Origin of the sequence: Bittarella sp. HCP28S3_D9, from assembly GCF_052065655.1 — a bacterium.
GTDB lineage: Bacteria > Bacillota > Clostridia > Oscillospirales > Ruminococcaceae > Bittarella > Bittarella massiliensis.
This window is the reverse complement of sequence record NZ_JBQHTP010000019.1, coordinates 1-23361: the sequence shown is the minus strand read 5'-3', so window position 1 is coordinate 23361 and position 23361 is coordinate 1. Positions and strand designations below refer to the sequence as shown.

General features: G+C 60.8%; 25 protein-coding genes. 14 read left to right on the top strand and 11 right to left on the bottom strand.

All coding sequences use genetic code 11. From position 1 onward, the window contains the following. Positions 1-13 precede the first annotated feature (13 nt). From yidD to rpmH, 3 genes are read right to left on the bottom strand one after another with little or no spacing between them, the layout of a single operon-like run. On the bottom strand, positions 14-241 hold the full coding sequence (yidD, locus tag ACTNAU_RS10225; protein ID WP_021660067.1) for a membrane protein insertion efficiency factor YidD: 228 nt from the start codon (positions 239-241) through the stop codon (positions 14-16). Next, complete coding sequence (gene rnpA, locus ACTNAU_RS10220) at positions 238-609, bottom strand: ribonuclease P protein component (RefSeq protein WP_185916801.1); 372 nt, start codon at positions 607-609, stop codon at positions 238-240. The genes yidD and rnpA overlap by 4 nt, the downstream gene beginning before the upstream one ends. A gap of 59 nt (positions 610-668) precedes the next feature. Further along, the gene (gene rpmH / locus ACTNAU_RS10215) at positions 669-803 is read right to left on the bottom strand and encodes a 50S ribosomal protein L34 (protein ID WP_021660069.1); all 135 of its coding nucleotides are present in this window, start codon (positions 801-803) and stop codon (positions 669-671) included. Between the two features lie 403 nt (positions 804-1206). Between rpmH and dnaA the strand changes: the two genes are divergently transcribed. The 10 genes from dnaA to gyrA all read left to right on the top strand — a co-directional run bounded on the left by dnaA (position 1207) and on the right by gyrA (position 12224). Next, positions 1207-2544: a chromosomal replication initiator protein DnaA gene (dnaA, locus tag ACTNAU_RS10210; protein ID WP_021660071.1), complete on the top strand. Its 1338-nt coding sequence runs from the start codon at positions 1207-1209 to the stop codon at positions 2542-2544. Between the two features lie 359 nt (positions 2545-2903). Then, positions 2904-4010, top strand: coding sequence for a DNA polymerase III subunit beta (gene dnaN / locus ACTNAU_RS10205; protein ID WP_185916802.1), 1107 nt, complete (start codon positions 2904-2906; stop codon positions 4008-4010). Next, the gene (locus tag ACTNAU_RS10200) at positions 4000-4215 is read left to right on the top strand and encodes an RNA-binding S4 domain-containing protein (protein WP_216402362.1); all 216 of its coding nucleotides are present in this window, start codon (positions 4000-4002) and stop codon (positions 4213-4215) included. Before dnaN ends, ACTNAU_RS10200 begins: the two co-directional genes overlap by 11 nt. Beyond that, entirely contained in the window at positions 4212-5312 is a 1101-nt protein-coding gene (gene recF, locus ACTNAU_RS10195) for a DNA replication/repair protein RecF (protein ID WP_441098369.1), read from the top strand. Before ACTNAU_RS10200 ends, recF begins: the two co-directional genes overlap by 4 nt. Before the next feature lie 27 nt (positions 5313-5339). Continuing rightward, on the top strand, positions 5340-5639 hold the full coding sequence (gene remB / locus ACTNAU_RS10190) for an extracellular matrix regulator RemB (RefSeq protein WP_059002981.1): 300 nt from the start codon (positions 5340-5342) through the stop codon (positions 5637-5639). A 35-nt stretch (positions 5640-5674) separates the two neighbouring features. After that, positions 5675-7603 (top strand): DNA topoisomerase (ATP-hydrolyzing) subunit B, encoded by a 1929-nt coding sequence (gene gyrB, locus ACTNAU_RS10185; RefSeq protein WP_185916805.1) that lies wholly within the window; start codon positions 5675-5677, stop codon positions 7601-7603. A gap of 28 nt (positions 7604-7631) precedes the next feature. Then, positions 7632-8285 carry a hypothetical protein gene (locus ACTNAU_RS10180; RefSeq protein ID WP_441098368.1) on the top strand — a complete coding sequence of 218 codons (654 nt, stop codon included), beginning with the start codon at positions 7632-7634 and terminating at the stop codon, positions 8283-8285. A gap of 16 nt (positions 8286-8301) precedes the next feature. After that, positions 8302-8949, top strand: a complete 648-nt coding sequence (locus tag ACTNAU_RS10175) for a YcxB family protein (protein ID WP_441098367.1) — start codon at positions 8302-8304, stop codon at positions 8947-8949. Beyond that, positions 8946-9626 carry a YcxB family protein gene (locus ACTNAU_RS10170; protein WP_256135473.1) on the top strand — a complete coding sequence of 227 codons (681 nt, stop codon included), beginning with the start codon at positions 8946-8948 and terminating at the stop codon, positions 9624-9626. Before ACTNAU_RS10175 ends, ACTNAU_RS10170 begins: the two co-directional genes overlap by 4 nt. 60 nt (positions 9627-9686) lie before the next feature. Next, entirely contained in the window at positions 9687-12224 is a 2538-nt protein-coding gene (gene gyrA / locus ACTNAU_RS10165) for a DNA gyrase subunit A (protein WP_441098366.1), read from the top strand. Positions 12225-12320: 96 nt separating this feature from the next. Here the strand turns inward: gyrA and ACTNAU_RS10160 are convergent, their stop codons facing one another. After that, the gene (locus ACTNAU_RS10160; RefSeq protein ID WP_441098365.1) at positions 12321-13313 is read right to left on the bottom strand and encodes a hypothetical protein; all 993 of its coding nucleotides are present in this window, start codon (positions 13311-13313) and stop codon (positions 12321-12323) included. A 237-nt stretch (positions 13314-13550) separates the two neighbouring features. Between ACTNAU_RS10160 and ACTNAU_RS10155 the strand changes: the two genes are divergently transcribed. The 3 genes from ACTNAU_RS10155 to ACTNAU_RS10145 all read left to right on the top strand — a co-directional run bounded on the left by ACTNAU_RS10155 (position 13551) and on the right by ACTNAU_RS10145 (position 15820). Beyond that, positions 13551-14297, top strand: coding sequence for an aspartate/glutamate racemase family protein (locus ACTNAU_RS10155; RefSeq protein WP_441098364.1), 747 nt, complete (start codon positions 13551-13553; stop codon positions 14295-14297). A 155-nt stretch (positions 14298-14452) separates the two neighbouring features. Continuing rightward, positions 14453-15331: a putative manganese transporter gene (locus ACTNAU_RS10150; protein WP_441098363.1), complete on the top strand. Its 879-nt coding sequence runs from the start codon at positions 14453-14455 to the stop codon at positions 15329-15331. A 42-nt stretch (positions 15332-15373) separates the two neighbouring features. After that, the gene (locus tag ACTNAU_RS10145) at positions 15374-15820 is read left to right on the top strand and encodes a Fur family transcriptional regulator (RefSeq protein WP_441098362.1); all 447 of its coding nucleotides are present in this window, start codon (positions 15374-15376) and stop codon (positions 15818-15820) included. A 115-nt stretch (positions 15821-15935) separates the two neighbouring features. On the opposite strand, the gene ACTNAU_RS10140 is transcribed toward ACTNAU_RS10145, so the two are convergent. After that, positions 15936-16457, bottom strand: coding sequence for a hypothetical protein (locus tag ACTNAU_RS10140; protein ID WP_441098361.1), 522 nt, complete (start codon positions 16455-16457; stop codon positions 15936-15938). A gap of 56 nt (positions 16458-16513) precedes the next feature. Here ACTNAU_RS10140 and ACTNAU_RS10135 point away from each other — a divergent pair, with 56 nt between their 5' ends. Next, positions 16514-16669 (top strand): hypothetical protein, encoded by a 156-nt coding sequence (locus ACTNAU_RS10135; protein ID WP_441098360.1) that lies wholly within the window; start codon positions 16514-16516, stop codon positions 16667-16669. A 462-nt stretch (positions 16670-17131) separates the two neighbouring features. On the opposite strand, the gene ACTNAU_RS10130 is transcribed toward ACTNAU_RS10135, so the two are convergent. From ACTNAU_RS10130 to ACTNAU_RS10105, 6 genes are all read right to left on the bottom strand, one after another. Continuing rightward, positions 17132-18097, bottom strand: a complete 966-nt coding sequence (locus tag ACTNAU_RS10130; protein WP_441098359.1) for a D-2-hydroxyacid dehydrogenase — start codon at positions 18095-18097, stop codon at positions 17132-17134. Beyond that, on the bottom strand, positions 18094-18966 hold the full coding sequence (locus ACTNAU_RS10125; protein ID WP_185916816.1) for a patatin-like phospholipase family protein: 873 nt from the start codon (positions 18964-18966) through the stop codon (positions 18094-18096). The genes ACTNAU_RS10130 and ACTNAU_RS10125 overlap by 4 nt, the downstream gene beginning before the upstream one ends. Before the next feature lie 80 nt (positions 18967-19046). After that, positions 19047-20447, bottom strand: coding sequence for an MATE family efflux transporter (locus tag ACTNAU_RS10120; protein ID WP_256135464.1), 1401 nt, complete (start codon positions 20445-20447; stop codon positions 19047-19049). A gap of 260 nt (positions 20448-20707) precedes the next feature. Then, complete coding sequence (locus ACTNAU_RS10115; protein ID WP_216402376.1) at positions 20708-21262, bottom strand: hypothetical protein; 555 nt, start codon at positions 21260-21262, stop codon at positions 20708-20710. Between the two features lie 270 nt (positions 21263-21532). Next, on the bottom strand, positions 21533-22453 hold the full coding sequence (locus ACTNAU_RS10110) for a carbohydrate kinase family protein (protein WP_216402377.1): 921 nt from the start codon (positions 22451-22453) through the stop codon (positions 21533-21535). A 142-nt stretch (positions 22454-22595) separates the two neighbouring features. Continuing rightward, the coding region (locus tag ACTNAU_RS10105; protein ID WP_441098358.1) for a hypothetical protein at positions 22596-23361 on the bottom strand (766 nt) is incomplete at its 5' end.

Below are 23361 nucleotides of genomic sequence, written 5' to 3'. Positions count from 1 at the left end.
TGTGCGAGAATATCTACCTCGATTTTTGGCGCTTGGGCGGGACGGGGTCAAATCCGCCCTTGCCAAACGGGTTGCAGCGCAGCACCCGCCAAATGCTCAGCACACTCCCCCAGAGGGCGCCGTGTACCGCCAACGCCTCCTCTGCATACTGCGAGCAGGTGGGGTAGAACCGGCAGGTGGGGGGGTGGTGAAAATGGCGCTGATAGAAGTGGATACAGCCGATGAGAAACCGCCGTATCATGGCAGCACGCCCGCCTTTTTCAGCTGGCTGCGAAGGGCGCGCTCCACCATCTGTTCCTTGGAGAAGGTGGCCTTGGTCCGCGCCACCACCACAATGTCGTAGCCCGGCGCGATCTCCGGGAGGAGATTGCGGTAGGCCGTCTTGATCAGCCGGCGGGCCCGGTTCCGCTGGACCGCCTTGCCGATTTTTTTGCTGGTGGTGATCCCCAGCCGGGTGTAGCCCAGCCGGTTTTTAAGCGCGTATGTCACAATAAGGGGATGCACTTGAGAGCGCCCCCTTTTGTAGACCTTGAGATATTCGCGATTTTCTTTGATGGGCGCCACCTTCCCCGGGGGGGGAGCTGGCGGCCGGTGCGGATGTCGCTTCATTTCGTCCCTTTTTTCCGTGCAGAAAAAGAAAAGCCACAATGCGGATTGTGGCCTTCACATTAGTAGCTCAGATGTTTTCTGCCCTTGGCTCTTCTGCGGGACAAGACACGGCGGCCATTTCTGGTGCTCATCCGCTTGCGGAAACCGTGCTCCTTTTTCCGGTGGATCTTCTTGGGCTGGTAGGTTCTCTTCACTCTAAACCCCTCCTTTCGAGGCAAAACCTTGCATTTAATTAGTATACGGATTTCTCCCCGAACTGTCAACTGGTTTTTTAAAAAAAGGGGACGGCTACGCCCTTTTTCGGCCCTTCTCCCCCTGCTCCCCCCGTTTGTTTTTTCCCCCGTCCCGCCCCCTTTGGCGGCATCCGTTTTCCCTTCCCCCAGAAATTTGCCCTGCAATGGCTCTTTTTGTCCCCTCCCATACCCCCGCAAAATATCCCTACTTCCCCGCAAAACGAAAATTTGCGCCATTTCCTTTTATAAATGCTTCCAGATGGGTGTTTTTCAGTTGAAAACCAGGCCTATTTTGTGCTAAAATAGTGTGATGAAATAGCATCCAAAAATATTTTTATTTTCGATAGGGGAGGTACTCGCCGTTATGGATTCCTTCAGCGATGTGTGGGAACTGGTCGCCCACCACTGCAAAACCCAACTGTCCGACATGGTGTACGACCTGTGGATCAAATGCATCGAACCCGTCAAACTGGAAAACGACACCGCCCTGCTCTACGTCCGCAGCAAATTTCAGCAGGATCTGATCAACGAGAAGTACCTGGAGATCATCAAGCAGGGCTTTGAGAGCGTGTTGGGCTTCCCCGTCGCCGTGCAGATTACCTGCGACGCCATGGTCAAGGGTGATGGCGCCGCCGCCAAAGAGGAGAACAAGCAGCCGGAAGAGGCCCTCAACCAGGTGGGCATCGGCGGGGACTACGACTACACCTTCGCCTCCTTCATCGTCGGCTCCTCCAACAACTTCGCCCATGCGGCGGCCATGGCCGTGGCGGCCAACCCCTCCAACGTGTACAACCCTCTCTTCATCTACGGCGACTCGGGGCTGGGCAAGACCCACCTCCTCTTCGCCATCTGCAACGAGGTCAAGAAAAACAACCCCCAGGCCAACATCGTCTACGTCAAGGGCGAGGAGTTCACAAACGAGATGATTTCGGCCATCGGCTCGGGCACCACCATGGAGTTTCGCAACAAGTACCGGGTGGCCGACGTCCTCCTCATCGACGACATCCAGTTCATCGGCGGCAAGATCTCCACCCAAGAGGAGTTCTTCCACACCTTCGAGACCCTCTTTCAGTCCCACAAGCAGATCGTCCTCTCCTCCGACCGGCCGCCCAAAGAGATCAAAACCCTGGAGGACAGGCTTCGCTCCCGCTTTGAATCGGGACTGCTGGCCGACATCCAGCCCCCCGACTTTGAGACCCGGATCGCCATCATCCGCCGCAAGGCGGAGCTTTTGGGCCTCGATCTCCCCTCCGATGTGACCGAGTTCATCGCCAACCGGATCAAAAACAACATCCGCCAGCTGGAGGGGGCGGTGAAAAAGATCAACGCCTACAAGATGCTCGAGGGCATCTCCCCCACGGTGGCGGTGGCCCACGCGGCCATCAAGGACATCCTCAACGACAACCAGCCCATCCCGGTGACGGTGGAGCGCATCATCAGCGAGGTGTCCCGCACCTTCAACGTCTCCCCCCAGGACATCAAGAGCAAAAAGAAATCGGCCGACGTCTCCCAGGCCCGCCAGGTGGCCATCTACGTCATCCGCGAGGTGACCCAGATGCCCATGAAAAACATCGGCGAAGAGCTGGGCGGCCGGGACCACTCCACCATCGTCTACAGCCTCAACGAGATGAAGAGCAAGCTCAAAAAAAACCAGCGCCTGCAGGAGACCATCAACGACATCATCAAAAACATCAAGAAATAGAGCCTTCTCCAAAATTCCACACCCTCTCCCCCGGCCGTGGAAAAATCGGCTGGGCGGGAAAATCCCCTCTCTTTTCCTTCCTATATAATTATAGGCGAAAAAAAGAGGGGCGCGTGACGCAAATTCCCCGAAACGCCCCACATTTTCCCCACATAAAAGCCCTGTCTTTTCACAGCGATGTGGAGAAATCCGCCCACCCCCACAAACTCCACAACTTTTTCACACCGCTCCCCACCGCCGAAAAAAGGCCGCCAGGCCGCACACAGACAGGCTCCATCCCCTTTTTCCACCGTTTTCACACCCCCTACTACTACGACTATCTTTATCTTTTCTATCTTCCAAACAGAAAGGAAATTGCCATGAAATTCATCTGCGACCGCCAATCCCTCAGCGAGGCAATGTTGAATATCCAAAAGGCAGTGCCCGGCAAGTCCAACATCCCCGCCCTGGAAGGGGTCCTCATCCAAACCGGGGAGGACAGCATCACCCTCTCAGGCTACGACCTGGAATTTGGCATCACCACCCAGATCCCCGCTGAAATCGAGGAGACCGGCACCATCGTCCTGCCCGCCCGCCTCTTTTCCGACATCATCCGCAAACTCTCCGACGATTCGGTCAGCGTGACGGTGGACGCAAACCTCCTCACCACCGTCACCACCAAACAGACCGAGTTCACCATCATCGGCATCGACGCGGCCGAATTTCCCGCCATCCCCCAAATCGACGGGGAAAAGACCCTCTCCATCGACCAGGCCTCTCTCAAGAGCATGATTGAACAGACCCTCTACGCTGTGGCCCAGAACGATCAGAAGCCGGTCCACACCGGCATCAAGTTCGAGGCAGAGGAGGGTATTTTGACCCTGGTGGCTGTCGACGGCTACCGGCTGGCCCTGCGGCGGGAGCCCGCTCAGATCCTCACCCCCTGCGACTTCATCGTCCCCGGCCGCACCGCCAGCGAGATCGCCAAGCTGATCAAAGAGGAGGAAAACCAGGCCGACGTCTACCTCTCCCCCAAACACATCCTCTTTCAGGTCTCGGGGTACTCGGTCTTCTCCCGGCTGCTGGAGGGCAACTTCCTGGACTACAAAAACTCCATTCCCAAATCCTCCAACACGGTGGTCACCGTCGCCACCCGCACCTTTATCGACAGTGTGGAGAGGGCGTCCATCATCATCAACGACCGCTTCAAAAACCCCCTCAAGATCTCCTTTGAGAACGCGACAGTCAGTGTCCTCTGCAAAACCCCTCTGGGCAAGGTGCAGGACGAATTCGTCGCCAACAAGCAGGGGGACGACATCGAGATCGGCTTCAACAACAAATATCTCCTCGACGCCCTCAAATACGCCCACTGCGACGAGGTGAAGCTCTCCTTTACCAGCTCCCTTACCCCCATGACCGTCACCCCGCCGGAGGGGGATTCCTTCCTCTTCCTGGTGCTGCCCGTGAGGTTGAAAAATGAAGGCTGAGCCCATCTCCATCCGCCCCCCCTTCATCAAACTCGACCAGCTGCTGAAATTTGCCGGGCTCATCGGCACCGGGGGAGAGGCCAAAGAGCTGGTGGCCGAGGGTCTGGTCAAAGTCAACGGGGAGGTCGTCACCCAGCGGGGCAAAAAGGTCTACCCCGGCGACATCCTCTCCTTTGGCGGGCGGGAGTACGAGGTCACCCTGTGAAGGTCCTCTCCCTCTCGGCCGAGGGGTACCGCAACCTCGCCTCCGTCTCCCTCTGCCCCGACGAGGGGGTCAACGTCATCTGCGGCGACAACGCCCAGGGCAAGACCAACCTGATTGAAGCGATTTGGAACTTTACCGGCGCCAAGAGCTTTCGTCCCTCCAAGGAGCGGGACTTTGTCAAGAAGGGGGAACGGGTCGCCACCCTCTCCCTGTCCTTCTCGGCGCAGGGGCGGGAGCAGAGCGCCAAGCTCCGCTACGGCGAGCGGCGGGAGATCCTCCTCAACGGGGTGGGCAAGACCTCCCCGGCTGAACTGGCCGGCAGCTTTTGCTGCGTGGTCTTCTCCCCCGCCCACCTCTCCATCGTCAAAGAGGGCCCGTCGGTCCGCCGCCGCTTTTTGGACGGGGCCATCTGTCAGGTGCGGCCCCGCTACATCCATGTGCTCTACCAGTACAAAAAGGCCCTCTCGCAGAAAAACGCCGTCCTCAAAGAACTCTACAAAAACGGGTCCGCCTACGACCTGCTGGACGTCTTTGACGACTCCATCGCCACCTGGGGGGCGCAGGTATGGCGCACCAGGGTGCGCTATCTGAACAAGTTGGGGCAGAATGCCTGCTCCATCTACGGAGGCCTCTCCTCCAGCCGGGAGGAGTTGACGGTCGGCTATAAGAGCTTTCTCTCCCTCTCCCCCGACACCCCCCTTCCCCAGGTACAGGTCGCCTACCGAGAGGCGCTGCGCGCCGCCCGCACCGATGACACCGGCGCCGGCTTTTCGACCCTGGGGGTCCACCGGGACGACTTCTCTCTGCAGATCGACGGCCTCGACGCCAAGGTCTACGGCTCCCAGGGCCAGCAGAGGAGTGCGGCCCTGGCCCTCAAGCTGGCCGAGGGGTACCTGCTCAAAGAGGTTTCGGGGGAGACGCCGGTGATGCTTTTAGACGACGTGATGAGCGAACTGGACCAGGGCCGGCAGAGCTATGTCCTCAACCACCTGGAGGGGGCGCAGGTCTTCATCACCTGCTGTGACGCCGCCCACTTTGAAGGCCTTCTGTCTGGCAGGGTCTTTCGGATGGAGCGGGGCGCCCTGTCCCCCGCCTAAACGCCACTAGGAAAGAGAGAGCGATCTATGTACATCCACCTCGGCCAGGACACGGTGGTCTCCACCGACTCGATCATCGGCATCTTCGACATCGAAAACACCTCGGTATCCCGGGACACCAAGGCCTTTTTCAGGGGCTGTGAGGCGGCGGGCGGGGTCATCAACGTCTGTTCCCAGCAGGACCCCCTGCAAGTGGAACTGCCCAAGTCCTTTATCATCTGCGGCGAGCGGGGGAAGACCCGCATCTACATCTCGCAGATCTCGTCGGCCACCCTGCGCAAGCGGGCCGGCCGCTACAACCGCAAAACCCAGCCGCAGGGTCAATAGGGCCCTGCAGCGCCATCCAATGGGAGGAATCATCTGTGGAAGAAAATAAACCCTTGAGCGAACAAGAGTACGGCGGAGACCAGATTCAGGTCCTGGAGGGACTGGAAGCGGTGCGCAAGCGCCCGGGCATGTACATCGGCTCCACCGGGCCCCGGGGACTTCACCACCTGGTCTACGAGATCGTGGACAACGCCATCGACGAGACCATGGCGGGCTTTTGCACCGACATCTCGGTGGACATCCTCCCCGGCAATGTCATCCGGGTGGAGGACAACGGCCGCGGCATCCCGGTGGGGATCCAGCACAAGACCGGCCTGCCGGCGGTGACGGTGGTCTTCACCATCCTCCACGCCGGCGGCAAGTTCGGCGGCGGCGGGTACAAGGTCTCCGGCGGTCTCCACGGCGTGGGCGCCTCGGTGGTCAACGCCCTCTCCACCGAGTTGGAGGTCTGGGTCAAGCACGACGGCAAGCTGCACTACCAGAAATTTCACCGCGGCGTGCCCGAGGAGGACTTGAAGGTGGTGGGCCCCTGCGAGGGGACCGGCACCATCGTCCAGTTCAAGGCCGACGAGGAGATTTTTGAAGAGGTCGAGTACGACTACGACACCCTCCTCTCCCGTCTGCGGGAGCAGGCCTTCCTCAACGCCGGAGTGCGGGTCCGCGTGTCCGATCAGCGCGATGGGGAGAACCCCCTCTCCGAGACCCTCCACTACGAGGGCGGCATCCGCAGCTTTGTGGAGTACCTGCACAGGAAAAAGGGGCTCGACTGCATCCACCCCGACATCATCTACCTGTCGGGGCAGAAGGGCGACACCACCGCTGAGATCGCCATGCAGTACAACGACAGCTACAACGAGGTCATCCTCTCCTTTGCCAACGACATCCACACCACCGACGGCGGCACCCACGAGATGGGCTTCAAATCGGCCCTCACCCGGGTGTTCAACGAGTACGGCAAAAAGGCCGGCATCCTCAAAGACGGGGACAAAAACCTCTCCGGCGAGGACGTGCGGGAGGGGCTGACGGTGGTCATCAGCGTCAAGCTGACCGAGGCCCAGTTTGAGGGCCAGACCAAGGCCCGCCTGGGCAACACCGAGGTGCGCTCCCTGGTGGAGTCGATGGTCTACGACAAGCTGATGGTCTACTTTGAGGAAAACCCCGCCGTGGTCAAAGCGGTCTTTGACAAGGCCCTCACCGCCTCTCGCGCCAGGGAGGCCGCCCGCAAGGCCAGAGAGCTGACCCGGCGCAAGACTGCGCTGGAATCGGCCTCTCTCCCCGGCAAGTTGGCCGACTGCGCCGACACCGACAACGTCCGCACCGAACTCTACATCGTGGAGGGCGATTCCGCCGGCGGCTCCGCCAAGATGGGGCGGGATTCCAGCTTCCAGGCCATCCTCCCCCTCTGGGGCAAGATGCTCAACGTGGAGAAGGCCCGGGTGGACCGGGTCTACGGCAACGACAAGCTGATGCCCATCGTCCTGGCCCTGGGCTGCGGCATCGGCGAGGACTTTGACATCGAGAAGGTCCGCTACGGCAAGATCATCATCATGGCCGATGCCGATGTGGACGGCTCCCACATCCGCACCCTGCTGCTGACCTTCTTCTTCCGCTACATGCGCCCCCTCATCGAGGACGGCCGGGTCTACCTGGCCCAGCCCCCCCTCTACAAGATTTTCAAGGGCAAAAAGGTCTACTACGCCTACAGCGACAAAGAGCGCGACCAGTACATGGCCACCCTGGAGGGCAAGTGGGAGATCTCCCGCTACAAAGGCCTCGGCGAGATGAACCCCAAGCAGCTGTGGGAGACCACCATGAATCCGGAGAACCGCACCGTGCTCAAGGTGGAGATGGACGACGCCGCCCGCGCCGACGAGATCTTCACCATCCTCATGGGCGACAAGGTGGCTCCCCGCCGCGAGTTCATCGAGAAAAACGCCCGGTACGTCAAGAATCTGGACATCTGACCGGCCGCATGGCAACAGGAGAGAACCTATGAACGAATACCCCCAAGTCACCTATATCAACAACCAGGACGACTGGTATGAATTTCTCCTCTTTGAACAGTACTGGTCCTGTTTGGACGACCGCAAAAACGCCGCCAACGTGCTGATGAAGTGCCTGATCGCCGATTTGTTGTTCACCATCTTCTTCGTCTTTGCCCCCTTTATCGACAAGGCCTACATCTGGCTGACACTGGCCTTTGCGGCGGTCTTTGTGCTGCGCTTTTTCTACGAGTATTACAGCGGCTACATCGCCGACTACCGCAACATGACAAACCTCTACCTCAACTTGAAAAAGAGCAACATCGTCAACATCTACGACGACAAGATTTTCCTCTCCTTTGGGGAGAGCGAGGTCAACCTCGCCGCAGACAACTACCGGCGCTTCTTCGAGTACGAGGACATCGCCTACATCCAGGAGACGTCGAACCTGATCATCATCCGCATCAAGGAGAACACCAACAAGCCCAACCTGCGGCAGTTTCAGCGCGTCATCATCTCCAAGCGCTACATCTTCCCCGACAAAGTCGAAAAGCTGCGCGCTTTTTTAGGCGAAAAGATCGAGGAGTACCACATCCCCAAACTCCTCACTGAGGAGGAGATGGAGGGCCTTCACCTGGCCACCGAGGACCGTTCGGCCCGCTAAAAAAGGAGTGTTTTCCATGAGCAAGGAATCCCCTATCCTCAAAGTCACCTTTCAAATGGATTTTAATGACTTTTACAACTTCAACATGCACGTCTCCAAGGAGATGATCGACAAGAGCAAGAAGAAGGTCACCATCTTTGGCGCGGTGGAAATCGTGTTGGCCGTGGTCTTTTTGGTGCTCAACTTCACCAGCCAGGCCAACTCCTCCCTCAACCTGGTGCTGGCGGTGGCCCTGCTGTGCATGGGGCTGTTCTCGGTCCTCTTCTACCCCGCCTTTTTTGAGCGGCAGCTCTCCAAAGCGGTGAAGAAGACCTTTGATCAAAACGAGTACTTCCACAACGACGTCACCCTGGAGTTTTTGGAGGACAAGATCTTCGAGACCTCCTGCGTGGGTACCGGCAGCGTCTCCTACAAGGACCTGCAAAAGGTCTATCGCCTGGGGGACTGCCTGATTTTGCGGATGAGCAAAGAGGGCGGCTACGTGCTGCCCCTGAAGGCCATCGGCGAGGAGAAGATCGACCAGATCGAGGAGCTGGTGCGCCGGAAGATGGACGAGGCCGAGCTGGAAGAGGCGGAGGAGCTGGACCGCGAGGCCGACGAGCTGACCGCCCGAGAGGAAGAGGAGCCCAGCGATCCCCTCTCTGAAAGGAACGGCGAGCAATGAAATTTCCCCTGCAACTGCAGTACGAACTCACCCTAGATGACACCCGCAAGGTGTTCGACCTGGTCTACGGCAAGAAGGAGAAGCGGGGTAACATCGTCCGCACCATCTTCTTTTCGGTGATGGCCCTCATCTTCTGTTGCAGCATGATCTACGCTTTGGGTCAGTCGGCGGTGGCGGTGCACACCCTGGAAAACGGCACCCTCTCCCCCTATATCGACTACTCCCACCTGGACTTTTCCAAGGTCAACTGGCAGATGGTGGGGATGTCCGCCCTGTTGATGGTCATCTGCATCCTGATGGCGATCTTTTACAACATCTACACCCGCCGCCGGCTGGAGAGCATTGTCAGGGACCGGCACGAGGCCATGCACGGGGGGATCGTCGTCCTGGGGCGGGAGAGCTTTCTCTTTCGCAGCGACGACGGCAGGATCGAGGTCAACAAGGAGTACAAAAACCTCTACGAGGCCTATGAGAACGCCGAATTCTTCGCCCTCATCACCGGCGATCAGACCTGCGTCCCCATTCCCAAATCCAAGATGGAGACCGAGCAATTTGCCGAGCTCTCGAAGATCCTCTCCATCGACCTGAAGGAGTACTTCTTCAAAAACGGATACATGAACACCGAGGTGGAGATGAAGACCATCTTCGGCGACTTTACGAGGCGGAAACTCAAGTAGCGAGCTCTCGAGTTCCCCCGCCCACACCTGAAAACCCCAATGAGGAGGCAAGAAACCATTATGAGTACAGGAGAATCCGTGACGCCAGCGGCTGACAACACCAAAGTCATCGTCGTCGACCTGGAAAAAGAGATGAAAAAGTCCTATCTGGACTACTCGATGGCGGTCATTGTCGGCCGCGCCCTGCCGGACGTGCGGGACGGCCTCAAGCCGGTGCACCGCCGCATTTTGTACACCATGTTCGAGCGCGGCCTCACCGCGTCCAAGGCATTTCGCAAGTGCGCCGACACCGTCGGTTCGGTGCTGGGCAGCTACCACCCCCACGGCGACGCGGCGGTCTACGACGCCATGGTCCGCCTGGCGCAGGACTTCTCCCTGCGCTACCCCCTGGTGCAGGGGCAGGGCAACTTCGGCTCCATCGACGGCGACCCCCCGGCCGCCTACCGGTACACCGAGTCGAAGATGAGCCGGATCTCTGAGTACATGTTGCAGGACATCGAGAAGGAGACGGTGGACTTTGTCCCCAACTACGACGACCGGCTGCAGGAGCCGTCGGTCCTGCCCTCCCGTTTTCCCAACCTGCTGGTCAACGGCTCCACCGGCATCGCCGTGGGAATGGCGACCAACATCCCCCCCCACAACATGAGAGAGGTCATCGAGGGGATGAACTTCCTCATCGACAACCCCGACGCCTCTGTCGCCGAGCTGATGGACCACATCAAAGGCCCCGACTTCCCCACCGGGGGAATCATCATGGGCTACTCGGGCATCCGCGCCGCCTACGCCACCGGCCGCGGCAAGATCACCCTGCGTGGCCGGGCGGAGATCGTCGAGGGGAAAAACGGCCGCAACCAGATCATCATCACCGAGATCCCCTACATGGTCAACAAGTCGCGCCTGGTCTCCAGCATTGCCGATTTGGTCAAAGAAAAGCGGGTGGACGGCATCTCCTCCCTCAAGGACCAGTCCAACATGCAGGGCATCCACATCGTGGTGGAGCTGAAAAAGGACGCCATCCCCCAGGTCATCCTCAACCAGCTCTACTCCTACACCCAGCTGCAGGAGACGGTTGGGGTCATCATGCTGGCCATGTCCGGCGGCGAGCCCAAGGTCTTGAGCCTCAAGGAGATGCTCCAGCAGTACATCGACTTCCAGAAATCGGTCATCACCCGCCGCACCCAGTTTGACCTGAAAAAGGCCAGGGAGCGGGCCCACATTTTAGAAGGTCTCAAGATCGCCCTGGACTTCATCGACGAGGTCATTGCCATTTTGCGGGAGAGCAAGACCATCCCCGAGGGCAAAGAGCGGTTGATGGAGCGCTTTGGCTTTGACGACGTGCAGGCCTCGGCCATTGTCGCCATGCGCCTGGGCCAGCTCACCGGCCTGGAGCGCAGCAAGATCGAGGAGGAGTTGGCCGCCCTGATGGTGCAGATCGGCGAATTGGAGGCCATCCTCGCCGACGAGGGCAAGCTCCTCTCCATCATCAAAGAAGAGGCAAACGAAATCAAAGAGAAGTACGGCGACGACCGCCGCACCGAGATCGCCGCCGTCAGCGGCGAGGTGGACATCGAGGACCTCATCCCCCAGGAGGAGTGCGTCCTCACCCTCACCCACTACGGCTACATCAAGCGCCAGCCGGTCTCCACCTACAAGACCCAGCGCCGTGGCGGCCGCGGCCTGTCGGGGATGACCCGGCGGGGGGAGGACTTTGCCGAGGAGCTGTTCGTCTGCTCCAGCCACGACTACGTCCTCTTCATGACCAACCGTGGCCGTCTCTACCGGCAGAAGTGCTACCAGGTGCCCGAGGGATCCCGCGGTTCCCGCGGCATCAACATCGTCAACCTGCTGCCGCTGGAGGAGAACGAAAAGGTCACCTCGATGATCAAGGTCACCGAGTTCACCGACGACCAGTACCTGATCATGGTCACCCGCCAGGGGGTCATCAAGCGCACCGCCCTCTCGGCCTTCTACACCAACCGCAAGGGCGGGCTCATCTGCATCACCCTCGACGAGGGGGACGAACTGGCTTGGTGCCGCCTCACCGGCGGCCAGAACCAGCTGATTGTCGCCACCCGGATGGGCAAGGCCATCCGCTTTGACGAAAACGACGTCCGCCCCCTGGGCCGCAGCGCCCGGGGCGTGAAGGCCATCGCCCTGGAGGAGGGGGACCAGGTCATCGGTATGGCCCGCGTCCGCGAGGGGGCCACCCTGGTCACCGTCACCGAGAAGGGGTTGGGCCGCCGCACCGACCTGTCCGAATACCGGCTGCAGGCCCGGGGCGGCAAGGGCATCACCAACTACAAGCAGGTGGAGCAAAACGGCCAGGTCTGCAACATCAAGGTGGTGGACGAGGAGGACGACCTGATCCTCATCGCCTCCAACGGGGTTATCATCCGCATCTCGGTGGCGGACATCAGCGTCCAGTCCCGCTACGCCCAGGGCGTGCGGGTGATGCGGGTCCCCGAGGGGGAGCGGGTGGTCACCATGGCCCGCACCGCCAGAGAAGAAGAGGAGCCCGGCGAAGACGACCAGGAAGAGCCGCCTGCCGACACCTCCAATCCCGCTTCCGAAGCCCCTAGCGAGGAACCGGAAGAATAGCAGTTTCAAAAAAGAGAGAGGGAGCAGCCCGCGGGCTGCTCCCTCTCTTTTCAATTAAAGGACACGTCGGCTCGATGTGCGGACCGGCGTGTGGAACTAGAGCAATCGTCTCTTTTCAAACTCCGCCAGGGCATTTTGCAGCAGCAGGTCCAGCATCTGGGGATAGCTGTACCCCGCCCACTCAAAGCAGAGGGCGGTGCTGCCGTCGGCGCCCATGTAGCAGTCAGGCGAGAGCTCGATCAGCTTGAACCCGTCGGGGCCGATACGGCCGTCCACCCGCATCACGTCCACCTTCCCCAGGGCCTTAAAGAGGCGGGCAAAGCGCTCTTTCATCTGCTCGGTGAGCAGGTGGGTGCCCCTCACCATCTCCACCTTCCCCTGCTCCCCCTTTTTTGGTTCGCAGCTGTAGATGTCGTGGGACTGGTAGTCCTTGCCGTTTAAAATCAGCAAGTCGGCCTCCAGCACATCGATGTGCTCCGGAGTGCCGGCAATGCTGGCGCAGACCTCTTTCCCCTCGATGTACTCCTCCACCAGGATGGGCTGGTGAAAGTGCTCCAGCAGCTCCGTGGCCAGTTGTTTGGCGCCGTCGTGGCTGTCCACCAAACTTCGCTTGGTGATGCCGTTTGACCCCCCCTCGGCGTTGGGCTTGACCACCAGCGGGCAGCGCAGGTCGTCAATTTGGGGCAGTTGGTCGGGCCCTTCCACCAACACCTCGCGGGCGCTGTCAATGCCGTATTTCCGGCAGAGGTGTTTGGTCAGGCTCTTGTCCTCTGTCAGCAGCTGCACGTAGGGGTCGGCCCCCACGTAGGGGATGCCGTAGGCCTCGCAGATGGAGCCCACGTACCCCCGCCGGTTGCGGGAGCGCCGCCCCGACCAGACGGTGAAGACGATGTCGTCCCGGTGCTCGCGGATGTGCTCCATCAGTTGGGCCGGGTGGCTGTAGTGGACCACCGCGGGCGCCACCTCTTGCAACCCGCCGTAGAGGGACTCAAAATACCCCTCGCTCACACACTCCAAATTGTCGCTGAACTGGTTTACCTCCCCGTAAGACTGCACCCGGTCCGCCAGCAATACCACTCTCCTGTTCAATGGCATGTCTCCCCCTTTCATCTACTTTTGCAGTAGATTTTTTCACTTTACATTTACAATTTATATATATTGTAAACCAATTTATCTGGTAAACTAATAACAGAATGTGAATAGCCGGTGAATCCGGGCTGCCCAGTTCTCCTGAAGGGCGCCCCAAAACACCCTGATACGGGGTGTTTTGTTTTTTATGAGCAGAGCCAAGAAACCCGATCGAAAGCCGAGAGAGGAAGCGAAGAGATGAAAATTTTGGGAGTTGCAGGCGGACTCGGTCCCCTGGCCACCGCCTGTTTTATGCGCCGCTGTGTGGAGATGACCGACGCCAAAAGTGACCAGGAGCACCTGGAGATCGCCCTTCTCAACCGCCCCTCCACCCCCGACCGCACCGCCTATATCCTCGACCGCAGCCAGCCCGACCCCCTGCCCGCCCTCATCGGCACGATCCGGGCGCTGGAGGGCCTGGGGGCGGGGTGTATCGCCATCCCCTGTGTCACCGCCCACTATTTTTTTGCCCCCCTGCAACAGGCGACAGGGGTGCCCATCCTCAACGCCCTGGAGGAGACCTCTCTCTGTCTGCAGAGAGAGGGGGTAAAAAAGGTGGGCCTCCTCGCCACCGAGGGGACCATCCGCACCGGCATCCTGCAAAAGGCCTTCTCTCGCAGGGGGATTGCAGCGGAAACGCCCGACTGGGCCAACCAGTGCAGGGTGACGGACATCATCTATCAAAATATCAAGGCCGGTCGCCCGGCCGACGCCAACGCCTTTGCCCAAGCCAGCGCCAGCCTATTGAAAAAGGGCTGCCAGTGCATTCTTTTGGGCTGCACCGAACTCTCTGTGGCCCGGGATGAACTCCGCTTGGGAGAGGGGTATCTGGACGTGCTGGACGTGTTGGCCCGGGCCTCTGTTCTGGCCTGCGGCGCCCGTCTCAAACCCGCCTACAAGACCCTTGTCAGCGGCCGGAGAGAAGAGACGTTGCGCTCGGTCTGACCAATTTTTGAAAAAAGCCATTTTTCTCTGGATTTTTTGCTGAAAAAGAGGTATACTCAGATAGTAGTTGCGACTGTGTTGCAACTACTATTCTTTTGAAGTAGGCCGCGGCGAAGATTGCTGGCCGGCCGGGAGGTCCTCTTTTGTCTGCATTTATGGAAACTCTTTTCGATATTCTCCTCGACACCGCCATCGACGGCGTCAAGATGCTGCCCTTTCTCTTCGGGGCCTATCTCCTCATCGAGTACATGGAGCACCGGGCCAAAAACCTGCACCGGGCCCTGGGGGGGCCTTTTGGCGCAGTGGGGGGCGCGCTGCTGGGGCTGGTCCCCCAGTGCGGGTTTTCCGCCGCCGCCGCCAACCTCTACGCCCGGGGACTGATCACCACCGGCACCCTGTTGGCGGTCTTTATCTCCACCTCCGACGAGGCCATCCCCGTGCTGTTGGCAAACCCCGGCAGTTTGGGATTGATGGGGCAGCTGCTCCTCACCAAGGCGCTGCTGGCTGTGGCAGTGGGGCTGGTGGCCGATTTGATTTTTCGCCGGGTCCGGCGGGGGAAAACACAGGCCGAGCGGGGTCCTCGCGGGGAGGATCACCACCACCATCACCACAGCTGCAGCAGCTGTGATGCCTACCGGGGCCGCCATCCCCTGCTGCGGGCCGCCGCGGTGCACACTTTGCAGATTTTTGCCTTTGTCGTGGCCATCATGCTGGCCCTCAACCTGGCCATCGCCCTCATCGGCACCGAAAATCTCTCCCGACTGCTGCTGCAAAACAGCCTCTGGCAGCCGGTGCTGGCGGCGCTTATCGGCGCCATCCCCAACTGCGCCTCCTCGGTCTTGCTCACTGAACTCTATCTCTCCGGCAGCCTCACCTTCGGCTCGGTGGTGGCGGGGCTGACCACCGGCGCAGGGCTGGGGCTGGTGGTTCTCTTTAAACAAAACCGCGACAAGCGCCAAAATGCCCTTATCTTTGCAATTTTATTGGCCGTCGGCATCGGGGCGGGCATTGCCCTGCAGCTGCTGGGCTTTTAGAGGAAACAGTCGGCTGTTTTTCAACCAAAGGGGTGTGGAATTGTGGAAAACCAGATGAGAGAAGAGGCAGACGCCCTCCTGCGGCAGGGGGGGATGCGGGTCACCCGCCAGCGGCAGCTGGTGCTGTCCGCCCTCCTGCAGGCGGGCGGGCCCCTGGCAGCCGAGGCGGTGGCCGAGTGCATCGGCGACCCGGCCGGCTGCAACCGCTCCACCGTCTACCGCACCCTCGCCGCACTGGAGGAGCGGGGGCTGGTCTACCGCCGCCTGGGGGCCGACGGCAGCGCCCTCTACGCCCTGCGGCGGGAACACCACGCCCACGTCCTGCGCTGTCTGGTCTGTCAGCGAAGTTTTTCCCTCAGCCAGTGCCCGCTGGAAGGACTGGAGCGGGAAATTTATGAGACTACCGGTTTTTTGGTGCAGGGCCACAGCTTGGAGTTTACCGGCGTCTGCGCCGAGTGCCGAGAGAAGGCAAAAGACAGGAAGGTTTGACAGCAAAAAGGGGCCCCGACTACTTCTTCAGTCGGGGCCCCTTTTTTGCTGTTTTCTGAGGGGTCGACAGGTATCGCACGCCCTCTGTCGACCAGCGGTTTTGAAGCGGGAGAGGTCACTCCACCGTCAGCTCTCCCGAGGAGAGGTTCCCCAGCTGGTCGCGGGCGGTGAGGGTGTAGTGGCCCAAGGGCAGAGAGAGGGCCAGGCAATCTCCATCCCTGTCCACCGGGTCGTAGGTGGCGCCGTCCTCCCCGGTGGCGGTGATCGACACCCCGCCGGCGAGGTCGTCTTGCAGGGTGGCCCAGACCCGCCCGGAGCAGGTCTCTATCGTGAGGAGCCGGGGTCCGGCGGTGTCGATGCAGTCGATCGTCACCTTCTGGCTGTCCCGCTGCCCATTGTTTCCCACGGCGGTGAGGAGGTAGTGCTCATTGCGGGGGATGTCGGCCGTGTAGCCGCTGCCGGCGGGAGAGAGGGGGATCCGCTGTCCATCCCCTTCCAAGTGGACTTCCCGCAGGGGAAAGGCGCTCTTTACCTGGGTGGTGAGGACAACCGGCCTGCTGGTGGGGGATGGATTTGAGCGCATCTCCCCCAGTTTAATCGGCGAGAGGGCGCAGAGGGAGACAGAGGCAGCCACCACCCCGCAGCAGCAGAGGGGAACTGGTCCCCCTATTGGACTGGGGCTTTTTCACTCTGTTGGCTCTGGCCCTCTTGGCCCTGATCGCCTTCCGCCGCTGTCCGCTGGACCTGGCGTCTATCGCCATGGCAGCGGTGGTGGCCGCCTTTGAACTGGGCCGCCTGCTGGGCGACCCCCGCAGGGAAGAAAAACGCCCCCGCCGCTGGAACACTTGAGTGCGCAAATCAAAACAAAAAAGAGGCTTCGGCCCGGCACCTGCTGATCGGTGCTGGCCGAAACCTCTCTTTTTGTCTCCCCTTCCCCGAGACGGGGAAAAGAGCGCTAGACAGTGGCTATCCAAAGGTGGGCAGCGCGTTCTCAATCCCGATGTCGCGAGGGCGCTGCAAAGGTGGGTAGGGCAATTCTCAGCTGGCGTGAGGGCTTTTATCAGATGGCAAATGCCCGGGCGAGCGGCGATCCCTTTGACAGAGTTTTCCCCCTGGCCCCCATTCCTTCAACGCTTCTCAGCGCGGCTGGTGCCAACGGCCTGAATACAGGGGCTGCGGAGGTCTGACGGCTGTCCAATACAGGCCGCCCCTTTGCAGGGAAGGATGACAATGACAGGTGAGAGGGGGACATGATCGCCTAAGACAGAAAAGGGAAAGAGCGCGCTTTCTGCCCAAAAGTACCCGCTCTTTTTACAGCCCGTTGACCACGTTTTGGGGCTCTCCAGCCAAAAAGGCGTGCAGATTTTGCCCCAGCACCTCCATCAACCGGCTGCGGGCGGCCTTGGTCGCCCAGGCGATGTGGGGGGTGATAAAGCAGTTGGGTGCGGTCAGCAGGGGGTTGTCGGCGGCAATCGGCTCCACTGAGGCCACGTCAAATCCCGCCCCAGCCAGCCGGCCTGCGCGCAGGGCGTCGGCCACCGCCCCCTCGTCGCAGAGGGCGCCCCGGGCAGTGTTGAGGAGGATGGCCCCCTCCTTCATCCGGCGCAGGGCGTCGGCGTCGATGAGATCCCGCGTCTCATCCGTCAGCGGGCAGTGGAGGCTGATTACATCGCTTGTGCGCAGCAGCTCGTCCAGGGTGCAAAAGGCCATTCCCTCTCCCAGCAGTTCGGGCCGCTGGGTGCGGGTGTAGACGCGCACCTCCATCCCAAAGGCGCGGGCGATGGCGGCCGCCGCCCGCCCGGTGCTGCCAAAGCCGACCACCCCGAAGGTTTTGCCGCAGAGCTCGACTTGGGGCTTTTTCCAGTAGGAGAAGGTCTTGCAGCCGGTCCACTCCCCCGCCTTGACCGACTCGTCGTGCAGGCCCACCCCGTTGACGATTTCCAGCAGCAGGGCAAAGGTCATCTGCGCCACCGAGGGGGTGGAGTAGCTGGGCACATTGCAGACATAGATGCCCCGCCGCGCCGCCTCCGCAATGTCCACGATGTTGTAGCCGGTGGCCAACAGGCCCACCATCTTCACAGAGGGGCAGGCTTCCATCACCTCGCGGGTGATCTCCACCTTGTTGGTGAAGACGATTTCGCAGTCACCGATCCGCTGGGCGGCCAGTTCTTGGGGGGTGCCGTCGTAGAGGGTGAACTCCTCCACCTGGGAGGAGACCCCCTCCCAGCTCAAGTCCCCCGGGTTGAGGGTGTATCCGTCCAAAACCACTGCTTTCACTGGGTCACCTCCTCGCTGGCCTCGTCGCCCCGCAGCAAAAACTGCTTGAGGGCCGGCAGGTTGTCCCGGGCGTCCTTCTGCCCCAACTGGTAGAGGGCCTCCACCTGCTCGGGTTTGGCTCGCACCCGCCCCATCTGAATGCTCTCGCTGGGGCGCAGCACAAAGGCCTTCCCCTGCCCCTCCAACTGGGTCAGGGCCGCCGTCTGGCCGTTGTAGACCTGGGGCCGCTCCTTCACCGCGGCGACAAACTGGGGAAATTCCTTGTACACGCTCTTGATGGCGTGAAAGCTGTCCGGCTTTTTCTTCACATAGCCCTGGGGGCGGGTCAGCACCGCCACCACCCGGTCGTTCCCGTCCTCCAGCGCCCGCTGAAAGGGGATGGGGTCGGTGAGTCCGCCGTCCAGATAGGCGGCCTTTTTCCAGACCACCATCGGCGTCATCAGCGGCAGGGAGGAGGAGGCCCGCACCGGGGTGAGGAAGCGGTCCATCCCCTCCTTCTCAAAGTATTCGGTCATGCCGGTGTAGCAGTTGGTGGCGGTGGCGTAAAAGGTGGTGTGGTTTTGGTCGAAGGCGTCGAAGTCAAAGGGGACAAGCTCGGTGGGCAGGGTGTGAAAGAGGTAGTCCATGTTCATGAAACTGCCGTTTTTCATCAGCTGCCAGAAGCCGGCGTACCGCTTGTCCAGGTACTTGGTGTTGATGGTGTACTGCCGCCCCTTCTGCCCCGAGAGGTAGGAGCAGGCGTTGCAGGCCCCTGCCGAGGAGCCGATGACATAGGGGAAGGCGATCCCCTCCTCCAAAAAGACGTCCAGCACCCCTGCGGTGTAGGTCCCGCGAATGCCGCCGCCCTCCAATACCAGCGCTGTTTTCAATGGTTTCCCTCCTTGTTCTGTTTCCGCCGTTTCCCCCTGGAAAGGGCTGTCCGGCGCGCCGTTCATGTTTCTGGTTGCAGTCAGTCCGCAGCCTCTTTCCGGGCGAATTGCAGACGGGTCTCGTCCATCTCCCGGCGGATCTTCCCAAACTGGGTCAAAAAGACGGTGATGGTGGTCACGGCCGCCAAAAAGTCGGCCACCGGCTCGGCGGTGAAGATGCCGTCGGTGCCGAAGAAGTGGGGCAGGATGTAGATGAGGGGGATGAGCAGGATCACCTTGCGCAGCAGCGCCAAAAAGATGGACACCTTCGCCTTCCCCAGGGCGATAAAGGCGTTTTGAAAGGCGCACTGGGCGCCCATGATAAACATCGAGAAGAAAAAGATGTTCATCGCCCCCACCGCCGTCTCGGTCAGGGCCGGGTCGCTGGTGAAGATGCCGGTGAAGACGGTGGGCGCCAGGCGGATGGCCAGCCACATGGCCACGGCGTAGACCATGCACAGCCCCACCGAGTAGCCCACCGCCTTTTTCACCCGGTGGGCATTGCCCGCCCCGTAGTTGTAGCCGATGATGGGCTGGGCCCCCTGGGTAAAGCCCATCAGGGGCATCAGCAGCACCTGCATCACCGAGGAGAGGATGGTCATGGCCCCCACGTAGAGGTCGTTGCCGTAGAGCTGCAGGTTGGAGTTGAAGGCGATCTGCACCAAGCTCTCGGTGGACTGCATGATGAAGGGGGCCATCCCCAGGGCCAACACCTGCCCCGAGTGGGGGGTCCAGAGCTTTAGGTTAGGCCGTCTGATTTTGAGGATGGTCTTTTTCGAGCAGAGGAAGGCGATGACCCAGACCGCCGATACCGCCTGGGAGAGGATGGTGGCCAAAGCCGCCCCCTGCACCCCCATCCCCAGCCCGAAGATGAAGATGGGGTCGAGGATGATGTTGAGCACCGCGCCGATGAGGACGGTCACCATCCCGGTGCCGGCAAACCCCTGGGAGTTGATGAAGGCGTTCATCCCCAAGCTGGTCTGCACAAAGAGGGTGCCCAGCAGGTAGATGGTCAGGTAGCTGTCGGCGTAGGGCAGGGTGTTCTCGCTGGCGCCGAAGGCCAGCAGCATCGGCCGCTTGAAGAGGAGGAAGACCGCCGTCAGCACCAGCCCCACCGCCACCAGTAGGGCCATGCAGTTGCCGAGGATGGACTCGGCCTCCTCCCTCTTCCCCGCCCCCAGGCGGATGCTGGTGAGGGGGGCGCCCCCCATCCCGATGAGGGCGGCAAAGGCCGAAATGATCATGATGATGGGCATCGACACCCCGACCCCGGTGAGGGCGGCGGCCCCCACCCCCTCCATCCGGCCGATGTACATCCGGTCGACGATGTTGTACAGGGCGTTGATGAGCTGGGCCGTGATGGCGGGGATGGACAGTTTCAGCACCAGTTTAAAGATGTTTCCGGTGGCAAATTGATTCTGCTTTTCTTCGTGTGCTTCCAAATTGGTCTCTCCTTTCAGGGGTCTCCCCCGGTCATTTTCTACCACTCAATATAGTAGCACAACCAAAGCGTTTTCGCCAACCAAAACGCCCCTCTTTTGTCGAGCTGCGGACAAAATCCGGCGGCGCGCGGCAGCCTTTCTCCTGCGGGAAAAAACGGGAAATGGGCGCAAAAAAGGAGGGCAGGTGGGAAAACCTGCCCTCCTTTAATACAAACAGTAATATAGAATTATAATTATACTAAAATTGCGAAGCCAAAAGCCTACCGGTAGGCCCCCGGGTCCCCCACCAACACGGCGGTAAACTTTTCGTCTCGGTACCAGGAAAAGGCCATCTTGTGCAGCGAGTAGGAGGAGGTGTCCGCCCCCTGGTCGTTTTTCTTGATGGAGGACTCGTCGGTCAGGTTGTACCAGACCGAGTCCAGGTCGCTGGCGGCCAGCTCCACATCGGCGCAGAGGAACATGGCGTCCACCCAGGGGCGCATCTCCTCGTCGCGCACAGAGCCGGTGTCCCACTGAAACTGGGCGGCCTTCAGGTAGCCCTTGTCGTTTTGCTCCACCCGCATCGTCAGCTGCCCCTCGCCGGCGGCAAACTTGGCGTTCCAGGTGTTTTCAGAGAAGGTCATGGCCTCCCAGTCGGCCGCCAGCCCCGCCTCCTGACAGGCGGCTTGGTAGCGCTCCATCAGCTCGGCGGCATCGATTTTTTTGCTGTGGCCCCGGCCGTTGAGAAAGTAGTTGACCACCCCCACCAACAGCACCGCCGCACAGCAGAGCAGCACGATGTTAAACAGCTTGCGTTTGGGACTTTGCTCGCCCATCTTCTCCCTCCTTTTTTCCCGGCCGGCCGCCGGCTGAATGCGGCCGCGTTGCCGTCGGCTCGAAGCGTGCAGCGGTATGGGTCGCGAGGCGGAGGAAAAACGAAATTTATCCATCCGCCGGGCCGTTCCGGTGCAATCGCATTGCGGCTATTATACCACGGTTTTCAGGTGAGAAAAAGGCCCCCTTCCCTCCCCCTATTTTATTTGCGGGCAAAAAAGAGGGCGGCCAGCCAAACCGGCCGCCGCCCCCTTGTGGATGCAGAGGAGTCTTTATTTGGCCCGCAGCTCGGTGCAGGTCTTTTCCGCCAGGGCCAGGGCGTCGGCGGTCACCTCGGGGGTGAAGTGGGGGTAGGGGCCGTACTGCAGCAGGTTGTACCCCGCGGCGATGTTGGCCATCACCGCCACCATCAGGTTGTCATACCCCTCGAAATAGGCGTACATGGCCGCCGCGGTGGAGCAGTTTCCACAGCCGGTCTGGTCTACGAACTCGCCGATGTCGATGCTGGGGGCAAAGGCGTACTTCCCCCCCGACACCATGTACGAGCCCTTGGAGCCCACCCGGTAGAAGCAGGGTTTGCCGTACTCCAACAGTTTTTCGAGCACCGCCTCTTCGCTGTCCACCCCGAAAAAGGCAAAGGATTCAGGCCGGTTCATGGTGTACATATCCACCTTGTCGATGATTTTCCAGGTCTTTTCCCGCACCTCTGGGTCCACCAGACACTTGGTGGGGGGCTCCCACAGGATTTGACAGCCGGTCGCCCGCACCTCGTCCACCCGCTGCCAGAAGGGCTCCTTCTCGTGGCTGTCGATGTACATGGCCTTGGCCCCCTGGCAGACGGCCAGCACCTGGTCCGCGTTGATCCAGGTGGCCTCGCGGTTGCGGGCCTCAAACTCCGGCCCGTAGATGGAGTACTCGTAATAGGTGCCGTCCGGGTGGTACTTGACGATGTTGTAGTGGGTGTGTTCGAGCACCTTGCTCATCCCGTCCAACTTCATGTTGTTGCGGGCCATCCACTCGCCGTAGTACTCCTCAAAATCGTCCCCCACGTTGGAGACGTAGAGCACGTCGTCGGTGTAGGTGCGCACCCCCTCCAGCGAGAAGATGGCGCCCCCCAGGTGGCAATCGCTCTTGGTGCCGTCGGCAAAGACCACGTCGTTGGTGATGGTCATTCCCGCCACAATGTATTTCACAGCTGCTCCTCCTTTGCAACAGGTTTTCGTACACCCCCACTATACCAGCAGGGCCGCGGCCTTTTCAAGAGCCGCGGCCCACATTGTAGGGTTGCTGGAAATGAACCCCTATCTCTGGGTGTTTTGCACAAAGGGAAAGAAACTATTCAGAGAGGGCGTCGGTGTCCTCTCCCCCCATCTGACGGGCCGCCCAGAGGGAGCAGACACTCACCACCGCCACGGCCAGCAGGATGGCGGGCATGTCCCACCGGCACTGGCGAAAGAGGGCCAGCGCACAGCAGGCGAGGGAGGCCAGCGGGTAGAGCAGCCAATCCAGCCAGGCGGGGGTCCGGCCCGCAAATCGCTTGATGAGGGTATATCCCAGGGATGCCAAAGCGATGAAGAGGGCCAGCATGTGCACCCCACAGCGCCCAGTCCCGGTAAAGGGCAGGGTGCCGGCAGAGCCGCCGCCTCCCTGTCCGCCATTCTGGCCGGCTCCCCCGCCGCCTTCTCCGTCGGGGCCGTCCATCTCAGCGTCAGCGGTGCGCTCCTTGAGGGTGTAGTCCAACTGCACCGTGGTGGTGTTGCCCACCGAGTCGGTGGCGGTGAAAAAGACGGTGTAACCGCCCGGCCGCGACCGGTCGATCCCCTCTGCGGGGCGGCCGTTCTGGTCAAAGAGCAACAGGCTGTAAACCAGTTCGCCATTGCTCTGTTGGGACTGCATGGGGTAGCGCCCCTTCATCCAGTCCAGCACCGCCGCCTTGTCCAGCTGTTCCTCCCGCACCCACTCGGTCAGGCTGTCCTTGATGTTCCAGTGTTTCTTCTGGCTGCCGGGCACTGGGTCGGGCAGGGGGATGGGGTCGGGCAGGGGGTGGTCCGGGTCGCTGGGCACCACCACTGGGGGCGTTTTGCTGATGAGGTGGTACTTC

Coding starts and splice junctions, on each gene's coding strand:
- yidD (WP_021660067.1), bottom strand. CDS start 241: ATGATACGGCGGTTTCTCATCGGCTGTATCCACTTCTATCAGCGCCAT.
- rnpA (WP_185916801.1), bottom strand. CDS start 609: ATGAAGCGACATCCGCACCGGCCGCCAGCTCCCCCCCCGGGGAAGGTG.
- dnaA (WP_021660071.1), top strand. CDS start 1,207: ATGGATTCCTTCAGCGATGTGTGGGAACTGGTCGCCCACCACTGCAAA.
- dnaN (WP_185916802.1), top strand. CDS start 2,904: ATGAAATTCATCTGCGACCGCCAATCCCTCAGCGAGGCAATGTTGAAT.
- ACTNAU_RS10200 (WP_216402362.1), top strand. CDS start 4,000: ATGAAGGCTGAGCCCATCTCCATCCGCCCCCCCTTCATCAAACTCGAC.
- remB (WP_059002981.1), top strand. CDS start 5,340: ATGTACATCCACCTCGGCCAGGACACGGTGGTCTCCACCGACTCGATC.
- ACTNAU_RS10180 (WP_441098368.1), top strand. CDS start 7,632: ATGAACGAATACCCCCAAGTCACCTATATCAACAACCAGGACGACTGG.
- ACTNAU_RS10175 (WP_441098367.1), top strand. CDS start 8,302: ATGAGCAAGGAATCCCCTATCCTCAAAGTCACCTTTCAAATGGATTTT.
- ACTNAU_RS10170 (WP_256135473.1), top strand. CDS start 8,946: ATGAAATTTCCCCTGCAACTGCAGTACGAACTCACCCTAGATGACACC.
- gyrA (WP_441098366.1), top strand. CDS start 9,687: ATGAGTACAGGAGAATCCGTGACGCCAGCGGCTGACAACACCAAAGTC.
- ACTNAU_RS10155 (WP_441098364.1), top strand. CDS start 13,551: ATGAAAATTTTGGGAGTTGCAGGCGGACTCGGTCCCCTGGCCACCGCC.
- ACTNAU_RS10150 (WP_441098363.1), top strand. CDS start 14,453: ATGGAAACTCTTTTCGATATTCTCCTCGACACCGCCATCGACGGCGTC.
- ACTNAU_RS10115 (WP_216402376.1), bottom strand. CDS start 21,262: ATGGGCGAGCAAAGTCCCAAACGCAAGCTGTTTAACATCGTGCTGCTC.